The sequence below is a fragment of the Nocardia sp. NBC_00511 genome (assembly GCF_045161165.1).
Lineage (GTDB): Bacteria > Actinomycetota > Actinomycetes > Mycobacteriales > Mycobacteriaceae > Nocardia.
Map to the genome: position 1 here is coordinate 1,527,776 of NZ_CP107849.1, position 18,694 is coordinate 1,546,469.

At 69.1% G+C, this 18,694-nt stretch carries 15 protein-coding genes and 1 pseudogene; 9 read left to right on the forward strand and 7 right to left on the reverse strand.

What is annotated here, in order from left to right:
* Positions 1-57 precede the first annotated feature (57 nt).
* The gene (locus OG300_RS07365) at positions 58-978 is read right to left on the reverse strand and encodes a neutral zinc metallopeptidase (RefSeq protein WP_405493467.1); all 921 of its coding nucleotides are present in this window, start codon (positions 976-978) and stop codon (positions 58-60) included.
* A 120-nt stretch (positions 979-1,098) separates the two neighbouring features.
* Here OG300_RS07365 and aspS point away from each other — a divergent pair, with 120 nt between their 5' ends.
* Positions 1,099-2,892, forward strand: coding sequence for an aspartate--tRNA ligase (gene aspS / locus OG300_RS07370; protein ID WP_405493469.1), 1,794 nt, complete (start codon positions 1,099-1,101; stop codon positions 2,890-2,892).
* 74 nt (positions 2,893-2,966) lie between these two features.
* Positions 2,967-3,350: a hypothetical protein gene (locus tag OG300_RS07375; protein ID WP_405493471.1), complete on the forward strand. Its 384-nt coding sequence runs from the start codon at positions 2,967-2,969 to the stop codon at positions 3,348-3,350.
* Positions 3,351-3,491: 141 nt separating this feature from the next.
* On the opposite strand, the gene OG300_RS07380 is transcribed toward OG300_RS07375, so the two are convergent.
* Complete coding sequence (locus OG300_RS07380; RefSeq protein WP_405493473.1) at positions 3,492-4,565, reverse strand: hypothetical protein; 1,074 nt, start codon at positions 4,563-4,565, stop codon at positions 3,492-3,494.
* A gap of 195 nt (positions 4,566-4,760) precedes the next feature.
* On the opposite strand from OG300_RS07380, the gene OG300_RS07385 reads away from it, so the two are divergent.
* The 6 genes from OG300_RS07385 (at position 4,761) to OG300_RS07410 (ending at position 13,407) form a co-directional block, all read left to right on the forward strand.
* Positions 4,761-5,930, forward strand: coding sequence for a phosphotransferase family protein (locus OG300_RS07385; RefSeq protein WP_405493475.1), 1,170 nt, complete (start codon positions 4,761-4,763; stop codon positions 5,928-5,930).
* Positions 5,931-6,026: 96 nt separating this feature from the next.
* Positions 6,027-7,385, forward strand: coding sequence for a replication-associated recombination protein A (locus OG300_RS07390; RefSeq protein WP_405493477.1), 1,359 nt, complete (start codon positions 6,027-6,029; stop codon positions 7,383-7,385).
* 418 nt (positions 7,386-7,803) lie between these two features.
* The gene (alaS, locus tag OG300_RS07395; protein ID WP_405493479.1) at positions 7,804-10,470 is read left to right on the forward strand and encodes an alanine--tRNA ligase; all 2,667 of its coding nucleotides are present in this window, start codon (positions 7,804-7,806) and stop codon (positions 10,468-10,470) included.
* Complete coding sequence (gene ruvX, locus OG300_RS07400) at positions 10,471-11,076, forward strand: Holliday junction resolvase RuvX (protein WP_405493481.1); 606 nt, start codon at positions 10,471-10,473, stop codon at positions 11,074-11,076.
* On the forward strand, positions 11,073-12,593 hold the full coding sequence (gene mltG, locus OG300_RS07405; RefSeq protein ID WP_405493483.1) for an endolytic transglycosylase MltG: 1,521 nt from the start codon (positions 11,073-11,075) through the stop codon (positions 12,591-12,593). The genes ruvX and mltG overlap by 4 nt, the downstream gene beginning before the upstream one ends.
* Positions 12,568-13,407 carry a shikimate dehydrogenase gene (locus tag OG300_RS07410; protein ID WP_405493485.1) on the forward strand — a complete coding sequence of 280 codons (840 nt, stop codon included), beginning with the start codon at positions 12,568-12,570 and terminating at the stop codon, positions 13,405-13,407. The genes mltG and OG300_RS07410 overlap by 26 nt, the downstream gene beginning before the upstream one ends.
* Here OG300_RS07410 and OG300_RS07415 read toward each other — a convergent pair.
* Together OG300_RS07415 and OG300_RS07420 are read right to left on the reverse strand one after the other, a co-directional pair.
* Positions 13,404-13,856 carry a DUF3291 domain-containing protein gene (locus OG300_RS07415; RefSeq protein ID WP_405493487.1) on the reverse strand — a complete coding sequence of 151 codons (453 nt, stop codon included), beginning with the start codon at positions 13,854-13,856 and terminating at the stop codon, positions 13,404-13,406. The genes OG300_RS07410 and OG300_RS07415 overlap by 4 nt on opposite strands.
* A gap of 13 nt (positions 13,857-13,869) precedes the next feature.
* A complete protein-coding gene (locus OG300_RS07420; RefSeq protein ID WP_405493489.1) occupies positions 13,870-14,481 on the reverse strand; it encodes a helix-turn-helix transcriptional regulator in 612 nt (203 codons plus the stop codon).
* A gap of 123 nt (positions 14,482-14,604) precedes the next feature.
* Here OG300_RS07420 and OG300_RS07425 point away from each other — a divergent pair, with 123 nt between their 5' ends.
* Complete coding sequence (locus OG300_RS07425) at positions 14,605-15,081, forward strand: B-4DMT family transporter (RefSeq protein WP_405493491.1); 477 nt, start codon at positions 14,605-14,607, stop codon at positions 15,079-15,081.
* Between the two features lie 71 nt (positions 15,082-15,152).
* On the opposite strand, the gene aroB is transcribed toward OG300_RS07425, so the two are convergent.
* The 3 genes and pseudogenes from aroB to aroC all read right to left on the reverse strand — a co-directional run bounded on the left by aroB (position 15,153) and on the right by aroC (position 18,666).
* Positions 15,153-16,271, reverse strand: coding sequence for a 3-dehydroquinate synthase (gene aroB, locus OG300_RS07430; protein ID WP_405493493.1), 1,119 nt, complete (start codon positions 16,269-16,271; stop codon positions 15,153-15,155).
* Between the two features lie 635 nt (positions 16,272-16,906).
* Positions 16,907-17,392, reverse strand: a pseudogene (locus tag OG300_RS07435) (shikimate kinase); the annotation flags it as partial.
* Positions 17,393-17,460: 68 nt separating this feature from the next.
* Positions 17,461-18,666, reverse strand: coding sequence for a chorismate synthase (aroC, locus tag OG300_RS07440; protein ID WP_405493495.1), 1,206 nt, complete (start codon positions 18,664-18,666; stop codon positions 17,461-17,463).
* Positions 18,667-18,694 lie beyond the last annotated feature (28 nt).

The window sequence follows — 18,694 nt, forward strand, 5'->3', positions numbered from 1 at the left end:
CCTCGAAAAGCGAAGGTCCCCGGCCGAACCCGGCCGGGGACCTCGGGAACAGGACGGTCAGCGCAGGGCGGGCGGGTTACCCAGGTCCTGCGCGGAGAAGGTGTCGCAGGACTTCACCTGACCGGACTTGTATCCGGCCAGGAACCACTTCTGGCGCTCGTCGGAGGAGCCGTGGGTCCAGGCCTCCGGGTTGACGCGGCCGGTGGAGGCCTTCTGGATGCGGTCGTCGCCGACGGCCGACGCCGCGGAGAGCGCGTCGCGGATGTCGTTGTCGGTCAACGGCTTCAGGAACGGGGTGTTGCTGCCCGGGGCAGGGAGCTTGTCGGCGAAGTAGGCCCAGATGCCGGCGTAGCAGTCGGCCTGCAGTTCGGTGCGGACCGCCGCGGAGGTCGCGCCCTTGGGATCGCGCTGCGAGCGGTTGATGTCACCGAGCAGGTTCTGGATGTGGTGGCCGAACTCGTGGGCGACCACGTACTCCTGGGCCAGCGGGCCGCCACTGGAACCGAAGCGGTCGACCAGTTCCTGGAAGAAGCTGGTGTCGAAGTAGGCGGTCTGGTCGGCGGGGCAGTAGAACGGGCCGACCGCCGAGGACGCCTGACCGCAGCCGGTGTTCACCGCGCCGGAGAACAGCGTCACCTTCGGCTGCACGTATTTGCGATTGGTCTGCTTGGGCAGTTCGGTGCCCCACACCCCGTCGAGGGACTGCACGGTCAGGATCACCCGGCAGTCGACGTACTTGTTGGCGTCCGCACCCGTCTTGCAGTGCGCGGGCAGCGTCGCGGTGCCCGACTGCGATTTGCTGTCCGCGCCCGTGAACTGACCCAGCACACTGCCGGGGTCGCCGCCGAGCAACAGCGTCACGATCACCGCGATGATGCCGAGCGCGCCGCCGCCGAGGGCCAGCCCTCCGCCCAGTCCCGGGCCACCGCCTCCGCTGACCCGGTTGGGATCGATCTGAAGGCCCTCGTTGAAGGTCATGGCCATTACTGTGACACGGGCGAGCGGATATCGGTTTCCATCCACCGAACGTGTCTCTCTACGATGGGTCTGCACCTGGTCACATCTCGCCGGTGCTTCGAGTCCGTCGAAAGGAATCCAGTGCTGCGCACCCACTTGGCTGGTTCGCTGCGAAGCGAGCACGCCGGTCAGACCGTCACCCTCACCGGATGGGTGGCGCGTCGTCGAGACCACGGTGGCGTGATCTTCATCGATCTGCGTGATGCCTCGGGTGTTTCGCAGGCCGTCTTCCGCGAAGGCGTGCCCGCCGAGCAGGCCCACAAGCTGCGCAACGAATTCTGCGTGAAGGTCACCGGAGTGGTCGAGAACCGCCCGGGCGGCAGCGAGAACCCGAACCTGCCGACCGGCGCCATCGAGGTCAACGTGACCGAGCTCGAGGTGCTCAACGAGGCCGCGCCGCTGCCCTTCCAGCTCGACGACGAGCCCGGCGAGGAAGCCCGCCTGCGCTACCGCTACCTGGACCTGCGCCGCGAAGGCCCGGCGCACGCCATCCGGCTGCGCTCCAAGGTCAACGCCGCCGCCCGCGCCGTGCTCGCCGAGCACGCCTTCGTCGAGGTCGAGACCCCGACCATGACGCGCTCGACGCCCGAGGGCGCGCGCGACTTCCTGGTTCCGGCCCGCCTGCAGCCCGGCAAGTTCTACGCCCTGCCGCAGTCGCCGCAGCTGTTCAAGCAGCTGCTCATGGTCGGCGGCATCGAGCGCTACTACCAGATCGCGCGCTGCTACCGCGACGAGGACTTCCGCGCCGATCGCCAGCCCGAGTTCACCCAGCTCGACATCGAGATGAGCTTCGTCGAACAGGAAGACGTCATCCTGCTCGCCGAGGACATCCTCGCCGCGCTCTGGAAGCTCGTCGGCCACGAGATCACCACCCCGATCCCGCACATGACCTACGCGGATGCCATGCGCCGCTACGGTTCCGACAAGCCCGACCTGCGCTTCGGTGTCGAGATCACCGAGATGATGGAGTACTTCAAGGAGACTCCGTTCCGGGTGTTCCAGTCGGCGTACGTCGGCGCGGTCGTCATGCCCGGTGGCGCCTCGCAGCCGCGGCGTCAGCTCGACGCCTGGCAGGACTGGGCCAAGCAGCGTGGCGCGAAGGGCCTGGCCTACATCCTGTTCAACGAGGACGGCACGCTCGGCGGCCCGGTCGCCAAGAACCTGTCCGACGCCGAACGCGAAGGCCTGGCCAAGCACGTCGGCGCCAACCCCGGCGACTGCGTGTTCTTCGCCGCCGGTGACGCCAAGTCCAGCCGCGCCATCCTCGGCGCGGCGCGCGGTGAGATCGCCCGCAAGTGCGGCCTCATCGACGAGGACGCCTGGGCGTTCGTGTGGATCGTGGACGCGCCGATGTTCGAGCCCGCCGCCGACGCCACCGCGAGTGGCGATGTGGCCCTCGGTCATTCGGCCTGGACCGCCGTGCACCACGCCTTCACCTCGCCCAAGCCCGAGCACGTCGACACCTTCGACACCGACCCGGGTTCGGCGCTGGCCTACGCCTACGACATCGTCTGCAACGGCAACGAGATCGGCGGCGGTTCCATCCGTATCCACCGCCGCGACGTGCAGGAGCGGGTGTTCACGGTGATGGGCATCGGCAAGGAGGAGGCGCAGGACAAGTTCGGCTTCCTGCTCGACGCCTTCTCCTTCGGCGCACCGCCCATGGGCGGCATCGCCTTCGGCTGGGACCGCATCACCGCGCTGCTGGCCGGGGTCGACTCCATCCGCGAGGTCATCGCCTTCCCGAAGTCGGGCGGCGGCGTGGATCCCCTCACCGACGCGCCCACCTCGATCACCCTGCAGCAGCGTCAGGAAGCCGGGCTCAACGCCAAGCTCGACGCGAACGGCAACCCGGTCAAGGAAGACGCCAAGTAGGGGTGACCCACCGCTAGGCTGCACCCGCCGGTATCGGCCGATACCGGAAACCCGCTGCTACGAGGGGGTTACGGGTGCTGCACGTCTGGGCGGTCTGTCCCGCCGAATCCACCGACGCCGCGCTGCGCGTGCTGCGCGCCGAACCCGGCGCGACGCTGATCACCGTGCAGCGCGGCGCGGCGGTGGAACCTCGCGGCGATGTCGTCGAATGCGTGCTCGCGCGCGAATCGGCGGACGCCGTGATCGACGCCCTGCGCGGGCTCGGCGTGATGCGCGCCGGCGGCGTCGGGCTCGAGGACATCGACACCGTGCTGTCCGACAGTGCCGAGCGTGCGGTCGAGAACGCGCCGACCACCACCAGCGACGCGGTGGTGTGGGAGCAGCTGATCGCGCAGACCGGTGAGGCGTCCACCCTCACCCCGTCGTTTCTCACCTTCATCACCATCGGCTGGCGGTGAACATGGTCGGCATCGTGGTGGCGGGCGTGATCGTGCTGTGGTTGCGGCCGCGGCACCGGCACCGCGGCGGCATCCTCGACCGGCTCGACCGCTGGTGGCTGACCGAGCGCGGCTGAGCCCGAACGTGATCCGGGCCGAACGCTAGACGGGCACGACCAGGCGGCCGGTGAGCGTGCGGTAGGCGTAGGTGGTCGCGATCGCCGACACCGGACCCGCGACCAGCAGACCCAGTCCGCACAACAGCGTGCCGATCGCGGTGATCAGCAGCACCGCCAGCGCCAGCAGCGAGATGTGCAGGGCATTGGCGATCACCAGCTGCGCACTGGATTTGATTGCGGTCAGGGGATTCTGGTCCTGATCGATCACGAAGTGCAGCGCGAACATGCACAGCACGCCGACGATCACCGCCGGGAACACGCACGCTATCGAGGCGATGAAACAGGCCACGAACACGATCAGCGCCGTGATGAGTACGTTGCCCGCGTTGACGAATCCGAAGAAGGCCGGGAAATCCGGTGGGGTGCCGTCGGTCTCGTAGAGCGCGCCGCGAATCATCGCCGCCTGCAGCAGCCACACCACCAGCGAGGCCACCGCGAACAGCATGATCACCGCCGACAGCGACTGCGGGTCAACGATATTCACCAGCAGGGTGACCACCAGCCAGGCGATCAGGCCGATGAGCACCATGCCCGCCCACGGCATCGGGTTGAGCCGGAAGCGATCCCAGCCGTAGGTGAGCGCCCCGCCCACGTCGAGGCGTTCGCGCGGGGGCGCGTAGGCCTGCTGCTGCGGTGCGGGCGCGGGTGCCTGATTCGGGCCCGGCGCCATCGCCCCTGGCGGAAATCCGCCCTGCGGAGGCAGATTGCCGGGCGGCATCGCGCCGGGCTGGTCGGGTCCGTTCGGCAACTGCTGCGGCGGCTGGCCGCCGTAGCCCGGCGGCCCGACCGGCGCGCCCGACTGCGGGGGCATCGACGGAGCCGATTCGACGGGCTCGCTGCCGTACTGCGGGGCCCCGGGGCCGTCGAATTGCGGATAGCCCGCGAGTCCGGGAAGCTGATGGCGACCGTGCGCCGGACCCGGCTCCGGCGGCGCGGAATACGGTGCGGGCTCGGGGTTTTGATGCTGGCCGGTATGCGGCGGATGCGGTTGTCCGCCGCCCGCGGCAGGGTACTCGCCGGACGGGTCGTACGGTGCTGAGGGCGGCGTGCCAGTCATGGTCGCAAGCCTTTCACATTTCCCGGTTTACGGTGTGGCGCACGGCAGTTGAACATGAGACAACTAGACCGCCCCGGTTGTGTCAAGCAACCAGCGCCGTGTGGGCAAACCCTTCACAAAGACACGCCGGACGACGCGCGAAAGGTTGCGCAACCGCTCGCTGAAAGTGACCTGGCCGGAGTACCTTGGGTTCCGATGACCGCACTATTGGCCGAACGCGCCGCCGAAGTCGTGTCCGCGGCACAACAGTTGCTCACAAAGCGAATGGGTGCTCCGGTAAAGCTGAGCGATCCGATGGAACTCAGCGGTAGTGGTAGAACGACGGTCCTACGTGTCCGCGTTGCGGAGAACGCCTTTTCGCTTCCACGCACACTGATTGTGAAGCAGGTTGCGGGCGCAGCGAATCAACGACGCACCGGGGGCATGGCCCCAGGTGTCGCCAGCATCGACTCCGCCTTCCTACGGGAGGCAGTGTCGTACCAGTTCACCACCGCCCTGGGCCGTGACCACAGACCCGGGGCCTACCTACTCGGCTACAGCCTGCCCGAGCGACTGCTGATCCTCAGCGACCTCGGCGAGAACACCTCGCTCACCGCGGTGTTGCAGACCGGCGCCGAACCCACCGGGCGCAATGCCCTGATGGCGTTCGCTCAGGCTCTCGGTCGCATGCATGCCGCGACCGTCGGCCGCGAAGCCGATTTCGTCGCGCTGCTCCGGCGTGTCGATGTCGTGCATCGGGTGGACGGCATCGCTCAGCAGGCCGAATCCGCGGTCGCCGAGGTGCCGATCATGCTGCAGCGTGAGCTGGGCATCGAGGTGCCCGGTGAGATCGCCGAGCGGATCGTGCGCGGCAACCGGCTCTTCTCCGCCGGTCGCTACCGCGCGTTCAGTCCTTCCGACCTGTGCCCCGACAACGTCATCCTCAACGAGGAGGGTGCGCGGTTCCTCGACTACGAGTGGGGTGGCTTCCGCGACTCCACCCTCGACATCGCCTATGCCCTGGTCTCCTTCCCGGGCTGCCTGTGCGATTTCGAGCTCTCACGTGAACGCGCCCGGCAGATGGTCGAGGCCTGGCGCTCCGAAGTGGTCGCCGTCTGGCCCGCCCTCGCCGACGACGACGTGCTCGCCGAACGCATCCTCGAAGCCCGGCTGATCTGGGTCTGGCTGTCCACCTACTGGTTCCTGCCCGCCGATCACGCCCGCATCGCCGCCGCCCGTGAACACGGGCTGTCGATCCCGCGCTCGGCCGCGCTGATCAACCGCTGGGCCGCCCTCGCCGAGGACGCCCGCTGCACCGGCGACGACCCGCTCGGCGACTTCGCCGAACACGTCTCCGCCACCCTGGAAGAGCACTGGGAGGAGTAATCCTCCGCGCCATCGCGGGCCGGGATCCGAGGGTGGATTCCGGCCCGCGGTGATGTGCGGCCGGAGTTGTCGGGGCGTCTCGGTAGGGTCGTACGAGTGAGTGATGGGCTGTTCGACGCGCCGGGGACGCAGGCCGTATCCGACGACTTCGAGGCGAGCGTGGTGCGCATACCCAGTGGGAGCGACCGCTTCGCCCCGCTGGCCGTGCGCATGCGGCCGCGCAGTCTCGACGAGGTCGTGGGGCAGGAACATCTACTCGGTCCCGGCTCGCCGCTACGTCGTCTGGTCGAAGGATCCGGGGCGGCTTCGGTGCTGCTTTACGGCCCGCCCGGCACCGGCAAGACCACCCTCGCCTCACTGCTGTCGCAGGCCACCGGGCGCAGATTCGAAGCGCTGTCGGCACTTTCGGCCGGGGTCAAGGAGGTGCGGGCGGTCATCGACCTGGCCCGCCGCCGCCTCGCCTCCGGCGAGCAGACCGTGCTGTTCATCGACGAGGTGCACCGCTTCTCCAAGACCCAGCAGGACGCGCTGCTGGCCGCGGTCGAGAACCGGATCGTGCTGCTGGTCGCCGCGACCACCGAGAATCCGTCGTTCTCGGTGGTGTCGCCGCTGCTGTCACGGTCGCTGGTGCTGCAGCTGAAGTCGTTGTCGGACGAGGACATTCGCATCGTGCTGAACCGGGCCATCGCCGACCCGCGCGGGCTGGCGGGGGAGTACCAGGTCGCCGACGCGGCCCTCGACCACATCGTGCGGATCGCCGGGGGTGACGCGCGCCGCTCGCTGACCGCGCTGGAGGCCTCGGCCGAGTCCTCCCTCGACGGGAAGGTCGGCGTGGAGCTGGTGGAGGCCAGCGTCGACAAGGCCGCCGTGCGCTACGACCGCGACGGTGACCAGCACTACGACGTGATCAGCGCCTTCATCAAATCCCTGCGCGGCTCCGATGTCGACGCCGCCCTGCACTACCTGGCGCGCATGATCAGCGCGGGCGAGGATCCGCGATTCATCGCCCGCCGCTTGATGATCCAGGCCAGCGAGGAGGTCGGCATGGCCGACCCGATGGCCTTGCAGACCGCGACCGCCGCCGCCCAGGTGGTCCAACTGGTCGGTCTCCCCGAAGCCCAACTCGCCTTGGCGCAGGCCACGATTCACATCGCCACCGCCCCCAAATCCGGCTCGGTCGTCAAGGGCATCAACGCCGCCCTCGCCGATATCCGCGCCGGCAAGGCGGGCGCGGTCCCACCCCATCTCCGCGACGGCCACTACGCGGGCGCAGCCGCCCTCGGCAATGCCCAGGGCTACAAATACCCCCACGATCACCCGGACGGCGTGCTGGCACAGCAGTATCCGCCCGATGAATTGGTAGGCACCGACTATTACCAGCCCACCGATCACGGCTACGAACGTGAAGTGGGACCGCGGGTAACCAAACTCCGCCGCATAGTCCGAGGGAAGTAATTCATCGCACGCGATGCATTACGTGCCGAATTGCATTGTGTGCCAATTCGGGTCCGCTATCTTCCAGCGAATTCAGTTGGTGCGTAGCCGGATCGATCGAAACCCGGTCCGCTCGACTCTCGCCCGTCGTCGCTGATCGGCGCGGGCTGCCGGGTCTGGTCGGTCGCCTCTCGCCCGGTCCCGGCTCCGGAGAGCGCGGGTCGACATTGCCGACCGAGTACGGCGGCCATGGTGGTCGAGGTCACCTTCGCGATCCTCCGGTGGTCGTGGGCGGTCGGGACCCGATGTCGCGGGCCGGTCGCGGTCGTCCCCGGCACCGGCGCGTCCGCGCGGTCCCCGCAGACGGCCTCCGGCTCCCGCCTCGTCGCCCGGTGGTGGGTGTAAAGCCCCTGGACCGGGGACGGTAGGCTGGATACCTGTGCAGACCCACGAGATTCGACGGCGCTTCCTGGAGCATTTCGTAAAGGCCGGACACACCGAGGTGCCCAGTGCCTCGCTGATCCTGGCCGACCCCAACCTGCTGTTCGTGAACGCGGGCATGGTCCAGTTCGTGCCGTACTTCCTCGGTCAGCAGACGCCGCCCTTCGCGACCGCGACCAGCGTGCAGAAGTGCGTGCGCACCGGCGATATCGAGAACGTCGGCATCACCACCCGCCACAACACCTTCTTCCAGATGGCGGGCAACTTCTCCTTCGGCGACTACTTCAAGCGTGAGGCGATCACCTTCGCGTGGACGCTGCTCACCAACAGCGTCGAGGACGGCGGGTTCGGATTCGATCCGCAACGGCTGTGGGCCACCGTCTATCTCGACGACGACGAGGCCGAGCGCATCTGGCTGGAGATGGGCGTGCCCGCCGAGCGGATCCAGCGCCGCGGCATGGCCGACAACTACTGGTCGATGGGCATCCCCGGCCCGTGCGGCCCGTGCTCGGAGATCTACTTCGACCGCGGCCCCGAATACGGCATCGAGGGCGGTCCGGAGGCCGACGAGGACCGCTACCTCGAGATCTGGAACCTCGTGTTCATGCAGAACGAGCGGGGTGCGGGGCGCGGCAAGGACGACTTCGAGATCCTGGGCCCGCTGCCGAAGAAGAACATCGACACCGGCATGGGCGTCGAGCGGGTCGCGTTCCTGCTGCAGGGCGTCGACAACGTCTACGAGACCGACCTGCTGCGCCCGATCATCAGCAAGGCCGAGGAACTGACCGGCCGCTCCTACGGCGTCGACCACACCGACGATGTGCGCTTCCGCGTCATCGCCGACCACGCCCGCACCGGCGCGATGCTGATCGCCGACGGCGTGAACCCCGGCAACGACGGCCGCGGCTATGTGCTGCGCCGACTGCTGCGTCGCATCGTGCGCTCGGCCCGCCTGCTGGGCGCCGACCAGCCGGTGATCGGCGAGTTCATGAAGGTCGTCTCCGAGCTGATGTCGCCGTCCTACCCGGAGCTGGCCACCGACTTCCAGCGCATCGAGAATGTCGCGGTCGGGGAGGAAGTCGCGTTCCTCAAGACGCTCAACACCGGCACCAAGCTGTTCGACGAGACCGTCGACGAGGTGAAGTCGCACGGCGGCAAGCGAATCGGCGGCGCGGACGCGTTCAAGCTGCACGACACCTACGGCTTCCCGATCGACCTGACCCTCGAAATGGCTTCCGAGGCCGGGCTTCAGGTCGACGAAGACGGTTTCCGCGCGCTCATGGCCGAGCAGCGCAAGACCGCCAAGGAAGACGCGATGGCGCGCAAGCACGCGCACGCCGACCTCACCGTCTACAAGGAGTTCGTCGACCGCGGCGCGACCGAATTCACCGGTTTCGACGAATTGGCCACCGAGGCAACCGTTCTCGCGCTGATCAAGGACGGCGTACGGGTGCCGGTCGCCGAGGTCGGGCAGGATGTCGAGATCATCCTCGACCGCAGCCCGCTCTACGCGGAGTCCGGCGGCCAGATCGCCGACCGCGGCACCCTGGTCTCCTCGCACGGTCTGAAGGTGCGCATCAACGACGTGCAGAAGATCGCCAAGAAGGTGTGGACCCACAAGTCCACCATCGAAGCCGGTCAGCTCACCGAGGGCGATACCGTGCTGGCACAGGTGGATCCGGCGTGGCGGCACGGCTCGACCCAGGGCCACTCCGGCACCCACATGGTGCACGCGGCGCTGCGTCAGGTGCTCGGTCCCAACGCGGTGCAGGCCGGGTCGCTCAACAAGCCGGGCTACCTGCGCTTCGACTTCAACTGGCAGGGCGCGCTGTCCGAGCAGCAGAAGGCCGATATCGAGGCCGTCTCCAATGACGCTGTCGCCGACGACTTCCCGGTCAACACCTTCGTCACCGATCTTCCCTCCGCCAAGAAGATGGGCGCGATGGCCCTGTTCGGCGAGAACTACGGCGACGAGGTGCGCGTGGTGGAGATCGGCGGACCGTTCTCCATGGAGCTCTGCGGTGGCACGCACGTGCGGCACTCCTCGCAGATCGGCCCGATCACCGTGCTCGGCGAGTCGTCGGTCGGTTCCGGCATCCGCCGCGTGGAGGCCTTCGTCGGCCTGGACTCCTACAAGTACCTGGCCAAGGAGCGCGCGCTGCTGGCCGGTGTCGCGTCCTCGCTGAAGGTGCCCTCGGACGAGGTGCCCGCGCGCATCGAGCAATTGGTGGAACGCCTCAAGGTTGCCGAGAAGGAACTCGAGCGCACCAAGATGGCCGCCGTGCTGTCCTCGGCGGGCACCTTCGTGGAGCAGGCGCAGCGCGTCGGCAAGGTGTTGCTGGTGGCCGCCGCCGCGCCCGAGGGCGTGGGTGCGGGCGATCTGCGCACCCTGGTTCAGGACATCAAGGGCCGCTTCGGTTCCGAGCCCGCCGTGGTGGTGCTGCTCGGCAACGCCGAGGGCAAGGTGCCGTTCGTGGCCGCGGTGTCGAAGTCCGCGCAGGACCTCGGTTTCAAGGCCGGTGACCTGGTGGCCGCGTTCGGTCCGTCGATCGCGGGCCGCGGCGGCGGCAAGCCGGAGATGGCGCAGGGCTCCGGCTCCGACGCCTCCGGCATCGAGGCGGGTCTGGCCGCGCTGCGTGCGCGGGTCGCCGAGCTCGCCGGATAAATGGACGACTCGGACACATCCGATACACCCGGCGGCGATCGTGCCGCCGGATTCGCGCGAACGCCGGTCGAGGCCTCCGGGATCTCGGCCGGCGGGCGCGCGTTCGCGTCCGAGCGCCCCGATCCGGCACAGGATCCGGGGCGCGGCCGCCGCATCGGCGTCGATGTGGGCACGGTGCGCATCGGCGTCGCCTCCTGTGATCCGGACGGTCTGCTGGCCACTCCGGTCGAGACGGTGCCGCGCGCCAAGAAGATCGCGCCCGGCACCCTCGCTCCCGATCTGTCCCGGATTGCCGAGATTGTGCGGGAGTACGAAGCCGTCGAAGTGATCGTCGGCCTGCCGCGCACCTTACGCGGGGAGAGCGGGTCTTCGGCTAAGCTGGCGGCCACTTTCGCGGGGCGTTTGCGGACCCTGATCGCTCCGGTCCCGGTGCGACTTTCCGACGAACGTTTGACTACGGTGTCTGCTGCACGTGCGTTGCGAGACAGTGGAGTTCGAGCACGCGGGCAGCGGCAGGTCATCGATCAAGCCGCCGCCGTGTCGATCCTGCAAGGATGGTTGGACGAACGGAGTGCCCTTTTGAAGCCGCGCGGTGATCACGCATGACCGACCGCTGGACGCGCGCCGAGGAACGCTACCGGCAGAGCGCCGAACGGCGTTACCGCCGCGACGATCTGGACTGGTCGGAAGCGGACGATTACGAGGACGACACCACCGTCATCCCCCGCTACGAGGATGACGAGCACGACCAGTACGACGACGAGCACTACGACGACGACTTCGAGGACGAGCCCCCGCTCGAGCCGGAACCGCCGCGCCGCAGTGCCCCCCAGCGCGTCGGCGACCGCGACCGCCGCCCCGCCGCCAAGTCGAAGGCGAAGGCGAAAGCCAAACCGGGCCGCGGTGAATCGCGAGCCGCGGGCCGGGGTTCGCAGCGCCCCAAGCGTTCCCGCATGGCCTCGCGCAAGGCCGCCGAGCGCAAGCGCCGCCGCCGCAACCTGTTCGTCATCGCCGGGGTGTTCGCGGTGCTGTTCGTGGGCGCGCTCGGCTTCGCAGGCTGGAAGTTCATCGGCAAGCTGAGCCCACCGGCCGAGTTCTCCGCTCCGCAGGGCCCGCTCGTGGTGATCCAGATCAAGCCCGGCGACACCTCCACCCAGATCGCGCAGACCATGGCCGACAAGGGCGTGGTGGCCAGCAACGGCGCGTTCTACGAAGCGGCCGTGCGCAATACGAACATGAGCTCGATCCAGCCCGGCTTCTACGCGGTGCCCAGTCACAGCACCGGTTCGGAGACGGTGACCGCGCTGTTCAGCAAGGACGCCCGGGTCGGCAATGTGGTGATCTCCGAGGGCCGTCAGCTGCACGACTCGAGCGATGTGGCCACCGGGGCCCGCAAGGACGGCATCTACCGCAAGATCGCCGACGCCAGCTGCATCGGCACCGGCACCGCCGCCAAGTGCGTGACCTACGAACAGCTCGACCAGGCGGGCGCCAACACCGACCCGACGGCCCTGGGCGTGCCCACCTGGGCGCTGGAGAAGGTGCGCACGGCGCCGGACCGCTCCCGGCAGCTCGAGGGTCTGATCGCCGGCGGCACCTGGGATTTCGATCCCGGCGCCAGCCCGCTCGACATTCTCAAGCAGCTCGTCACGTCCAGCGCGCAGAGTTACGAGGCCACCGGACTGGTGCAGTCGGGCACCGCCAATGGTCTCTCGCCCTACGACACCCTGATCGCGGCGTCCCTGGTGGAACGCGAGGCGCTGCCGCAGGACATGTCGAAGGTGGCGCGGGTGATCGTGAACCGCCTCAACCAGCAGATGCCACTGCAATTCGACTCGACCGTCAACTACACGCTCGACAAGACCGAGGTCGCCACCACCGACGCCGACCGGGCCAAGAAGACGCCGTGGAACACCTACGCCTCGCCCGGGCTGCCCGCGACCCCGATCTCCGCACCGTCACTGGATGCCATGCGCGCCATGGAGAATCCGGCGCCGGGGCCGTGGACCTACTTCGTGACCGTCGACAAGCAAGGCACCACATTGTTCACCGACAGCTATGCCGAACATCAGCGCAATATCGCGAAGGCGCAGGCCAGTGGGATTCTCGACAGTGGCCGGTGAACAGCGGCGGGCCGCCGTGCTGGGCAGCCCGATCGCGCATTCGCGATCGCCGCAACTGCATCTGGCCGCCTACCGGGCGCTGGGCCTGGACTGGAGCTACGAGCGCATCGAGTGCACGGGTGAGCAATTGCCCGGTCTCGTCGACGGTCTCGGCCCCGAGTGGGTCGGGTTGTCGGTGACCATGCCGGGCAAGGTGGCCGCGCTCGCGTACGCCGACGAGCGCACCGACCGCGCCGAACTGGTGGGTTCCGCGAACACGTTGCTGCGCACCGCGACCGGATGGCGTGCCGACTGCACCGACGTCGACGGGGTGCGCGGCGCGCTGGAAGGCGCGGGCGTCGAAGAGATTTCGCGGGCCGTGGTGCTCGGGGCCGGTGGCACCGCGCGTCCGGCGCTGCTGGCGCTGGCCGAGCTCGGCGCGCACACCGTCACCATCGTGGCGCGCGATCGTCGCCGGGCCGCCGATACGCTGGAACTGGCCGAGCGCCTGGGCATGTCGGCCGAGGTCATCGATTTCGACCCCGAATCGGTGCTGTTCGTGTGCACCGGGGCCGACGCCGTGGTCAGCACGGTGCCCGCGACCGGCGCTGCGCCCGTGGCGGATTCGGTCGCGGTCGCACCCGTCGTCCTCGACGCCATCTACAACCCGTGGCCGACTCCGCTCGCCGAAGCGGTGGCCCGAGCCGGGAACACCGTGGTCAGCGGTCTGGAGATGCTGCTGAATCAGGCGTACGGGCAGGTGGAGCAGTTCACCGGTGAGCCGGCGCCGCGCGCGGAAATGGCCGCGGCGCTGCGGGAGTCGTCGGTGAGCTAGCTCGCGGGCTCCGGATCGAAGGCCTGCCGGAAGGTGAACGCGTAAGGCGTGGAACCGTTCTCGCGCAGGTGCTCGAGTCGCCGCATGGCGTCGGGCAGGGTGGGCAGCTCGCCTTCGGGCAGCCACCACAGCACCGTGAACACCTCGCGCAGCGGCACGAACCATTCCCGGCGCCGCCGCAGGTATTCCATGTGGCCGCTGCGGTACACGTAGTCGAACAGTGCCTCGCGCGAGGTCCACACGCTCATGTTGACGAGCATGTCGGGGTCCGCGTGGTAGGGGCGTAATGCGGTGGCGTTGTTGGTTTCTCCGTCGACCATGCGCCAGACGAAACCGGGGGAGGCCTCGGCGACGGCGTTGATCTCGTCGAGATGTGCGAAGAATTCGGCGACCCGGGGATCGCCCTCGGCCGCGATCAGGCGACCGATGTTGAGCTGTGCGAGGTGCATGTTCAAACTATAACTAAGATTCGCTTGTTTTAGAGAAGCTTACGCAGCATCGACCCGGCGCGGGATCCATCCGGGCCGTCCAACCGGCCGCCGTCGCGGTGCCTTCCAGCAGTGCCAGGTTCAAGCCGCACACCAGCGGCGGGAAATTCAGCGCCAGGCGATGGAACGGGCAGTTGCGCAACCGGACCACGTCGCCCTCGAAATACGGCTCGTAGCCGCGGGATTCGAGCGTCTCGACCAGGTCGCCGCCGGTGGGCGTGTGCCGGGCGGCCACCGCCGCGATCGCCGCCTCGGCGCCCTCGTGTTCGAGCACCTCGGCCAGAATCGTTGCGACCGTGCGGTAGTCGCGCGCGGGCAGGCTGACGGTGAACTCCGCGTCCGAACGCCGATAGAACTTGGCCGGACGGCCCGCGCCCGGTCCGGCACGCCCCTCCGGACGGCGGAACACGGCGTCCAGCAGCCCCGCCTCGGTGAGCTTGTCGAGATGGAAGGCGGCCAGCGGTCGCTTGATCTCCACGGCCTCGGCGGCCTCATCGCGCCCGACCTCGTGATCCGCGGCCGCGACATAGTCGTAGAGCCGTCTGCGGACCGGATCCTGCAGCAGGGCCACGGCTTCGATGCTCACCCTGCATTTCTAGCAGCGCGGCGAGTCCGGCTGGGCTCACCCGCCCGGTTGCCGCTATGGTTCTGTAACAAGTTTCAGTTCATTCGGTTCGGCCTGGCGGCCGCGCAGGTTAAGGTGATCGACATGAATGCGTGGGTGTTGCGCGCCGTGGGCTTGGGGGCGCTGACCGTTGTGCTGCGAACCTTGCTCGGCTTCGCCATGGTGTACCGGCCGACCGACGGCTCCTGGATGCGGATCCTCGGCCTGATCGTGCTGGTCGGCGCGGTATTGGCCTGGGGTCTGCTGGACGGCCGCGGCGATCGTCGCGCCCATCCGGACCCGGAGCGGGGCGCGGATCTCACCATGCGCTGGCTCAAGGCCGGTCTGGCCGGTGGCCTCGGCGCGGGCCTGGTGGCCTGGATCCTCGACTTCATCCCCAAGTTCGACCTCGGCGACAACGGTCTGTTCTTCGAGATCACCGCAGGCGCGTCGTTCATCATCCTGCTCATCTTCATCCCGGGCATGATCGGCGTGGCCACCGGCCGCTTCCTGGTCGGCCGGGAGCACAAGAAGCAGCAGCCCGCCACCCCGCACCCGACGTCGGAGCCGCTCGGCGTCTGACGCCCCGATTCCAGCAGCAAGCCCCGCGCCATCTCGATTGTGGCGCGGGGCTTTTCGTATGCTCGGGGACCTCAGAGCAGGATGGCTCCGCCCGCGGGTCCACCCTCGCGCGCGATCGCCGAGTAGGCCGCGACCAGCAGGCTCGGATCCGGGCCTTCCAGTCGGCCCGGCTTGGCCAGACCGTCGAGGACCACGAAGCGCAACACGCCCGAACGCGTCTTCTTGTCGGTCTGCATGCTGTCGAGCAGCTGCGGCAGCGCGTCACCGTCGTAGGTGGTGGGCAGGCCCACGCTCTCGAGGACGCTGCGGTGGCGTTCGGCGGTGGCATCGTCGAGACGGCCTGCGAGACGGCCCAATTCGGCCGCGTAGACCAGACCGACCGACACCGCCGCGCCGTGACGCCAGCGGTAGCGCTCGCGGCGCTCGATGGCGTGCGCGAGGGTGTGGCCGTAGTTGAGGATCTCGCGCAGATCCGATTCCTTCAGATCCGCGGCCACCACATCGGCCTTGACCTGCACCGCGCGCCGGATCAGCTCGGGCAGCACGTCACCGGCCGGATCCAGGGCGGCCTGCGGATCGGCCTCGATCAGCTCCAGGATCACCGGGTCGGCGATGAAACCGGCCTTGATGATCTCCGCCATCCCGGCCACGATCTCGTTGCGCGGCACCGTTTCCAGGGTCGCCAGGTCCACCAGCACCGCGGCCGGCTCGTGGAAGCAGCCGACCAGGTTCTTGCCCGCCTCGGTATTGATGCCGGTCTTGCCGCCGACCGCCGCGTCCACCATCGCCAGCAGCGTGGTCGGCACGTGCACGATGCTGACGCCGCGCATCCAGGTGGCGGCCACGAAACCGGCCAGGTCGGTGGCCGCGCCGCCGCCCAGGCTGATGATCACGTCCTTGCGGGTCAGGCCGATGCGGCCCAGCACATCCCAGCAGAACCCGGCGACCTGCAGGTCCTTGCCGTCCTCGGCGTCCGGGATCTCCACCCGGTGCGCGTCGATGCCCTGATCGGCGAGTGCCTTGCGGACCACCTCGGCGGTCTCGGCGAGCGGCGGCTGATGGAAGATCGCGACGGTGCGCACGCCGGAGCGGCCGGTCACCTCCTCGACCAGGTCGCCCAGCAGCCCGCGCCCGATGATCACCGGGTACGGGTCGGCGGTGCGGACCTCGATGCGGGTCGGCTCGCTCATGCTTGCTGCTCCGATTCTGTTCGTGCGGGTTCTGCGCGGGTGGATTGGTCTGCGGTGTGCTCGCCGCGCACACGGGCGCGCGCCCGGCGGGCACGTGCCCGCCGCGAACGGCCGTTGCCCGGTGTGGCGGTCAGGCCGGTGGAGTTCGGTGAATCCTGCTGTGCGCCCGAACCACTGGGGCTCGATGCGGGCGAGGACGTCGAAACGGATTCGGGCGCACTGGAATTCGTGGGTGCACCGGCCGAGCGGGAGGCGCGTCGCCGACGGCCCGAATTGGTGCCGGGCGCAACGGGTTCGGTGGGCGCGGTGCTCGCCGCGGTGGGCGCGGCGGCCGGTGTCGTCGTGGTCGAGGCGGCGGCATCGGCGGGGCGGCGGCCCGAACGGCGTGAACGTCGGCCGCGCCGTGCGCGTTTGGTGGTTTCGGTGCCCGCCTCGGTTTCGGTGCCGGGCCGGTCGCTGTCCGAATCCGCTTCCGTCGCGGTGGTATCGGCGGTCGTGGCGGTCTGGCCGTCGCCACGACCGCGGCCGCGGCGGCGTCGACGCCGGTTGCGAGTGCGGCTGCTGCCGGTGCTGGGTTCGGCGACGACGATGGTCTCGACCGGTGAATCCTCCGGATGCACCACCGATTCCAGGCCGAGCTTGGCGAGGATCATCCGCACCACGCGGCCGGGGCTGCGGCCGTCGGTGCGCACGCGCACGCTGGCCACATCGCGGTAGAGGGGGCGGCGGATCTTCATCAGCTCGCGGTATTTGCGGGCCGGGTCGTCGCCGTTGAGCAGTGGGCGGTTGGTGCTGGCGCCGGTGCGCCGCAAGCCTTCGCCCACACTGATTTCCAGGTAGACGACGGTGTGATCGCGCAGCAGCTCGCGGGTGGCGGCCGAGAGCACCGAACCGCCGCCGAGCGAGACCACCCCGTGCCCGGCCAGCACCGCGTCGCGCACGACCTCTTCCTCGATGCGGCGGAACTCCGGTTCGCCGTCCTCGGCGAAGATCTCCGGAATGGTGCGCCCGGTGCGCTCCTCGATTCCGGCGTCGGTGTCGTAGAGATCCACGCCGAGTTCACGGGCCAGCTTGCGCCCGATCGTCGACTTTCCCGCCCCGGGCGGCCCGACCAGCACCACACCCGGTGTGCGAGCGGTGTTCTCGTCGTCCGGCGCGGCCGCGTCGGAGTCCGCGCCGCCGTCAGTGGTCACTGTGGCGCATTGCCCGGCAGATGCGGGCGCGCCGAGATTCGCTTCAGGTAGCTGGTGATGTTGTCGACCGTCTCGGCCAGCGAATCGCCGCCGAACTTCTCCAGCACGGCCTGCGCGACCACCAGGGCCACCATGGCCTCGGCGACCACACCGGCGGCGGGCACCGCGCACACGTCGGAGCGCTGATGGATGGCGACGGCCTCGTCACCGGTGGACATGTCCACGGTGGACAGGGCGCGTGGCACCGTGGAGATGGGCTTCATGGCGGCGCGCACCCGCAGCGGCTCACCGTTGGTCATGCCGCCCTCGAGGCCGCCCGCGCGGTTGGTGGAGCGCAGCACACCGTCGGCGCCGGGCTTCATCTCGTCGTGGGCCTGGCTGCCGCGGCGGCGCGCGGTCTCGAAACCGTCGCCCACCTCGACACCCTTGATGGCCTGAATTCCCATGAGCGCGGCGGCGAGTCGCGAATCCAGGCGCGCCTCACCGGAGGTGAAGGAGCCCAGTCCGACGGGCAGGCCCTCGACCACGACCTCGACCACGCCACCGAGGGTGTCGCCGTCCTTCTTGGCGGCCTCGATCTCGGCGATCATGGCGGTCTCGGCGTCCTTGTCGAAGGAACGCACCGGGCTCTCGTCGATGACGGCGAGGTCGGTGGCGGTCGGAACGACACCGGTGGTGTTGGCGGCGGTGCCGATCGACACCACGTGCGAGATGACCTCGACTCCGAGCGCCTGACGCAGGAAGTTCCTGGCTACCGTGCCGGCGGCGACGCGGGCCGCGGTCTCGCGGGCGCTGGCGCGCTCGAGCACATTGCGGGCGTCGTCGAAGCCGTACTTGAGCATGCCCGAGTAATCGGCGTGACCGGGCCGGGGACGGGTCAGCGGTGCGTTGCGGGCGAGTTCGGCGAGTTCGGCCGCGTCGACCGGGTCGGCCGACATGACCTGAGTCCACTTGGGCCACTCCGAGTTCGCCACCTCGATGGCGACCGGACCGCCCATGGTGCGGCCGTGGCGCACCCCGCCGACCAGCGTCACCACGTCGGCCTCGAACTTCATCCGGGCCCCGCGTCCGTACCCGAGCCGACGCCGCGCCAGCTGTGCACCGACCTCGGCGGAGGTCACCTCGACACCGGCCACCATCCCCTCGAGGATGGTGACGAGGGCGGGACCATGGGATTCTCCGGCAGTTATCCAGCGCAACACGAGTTACATCTTTCCATGAGAACGGGGC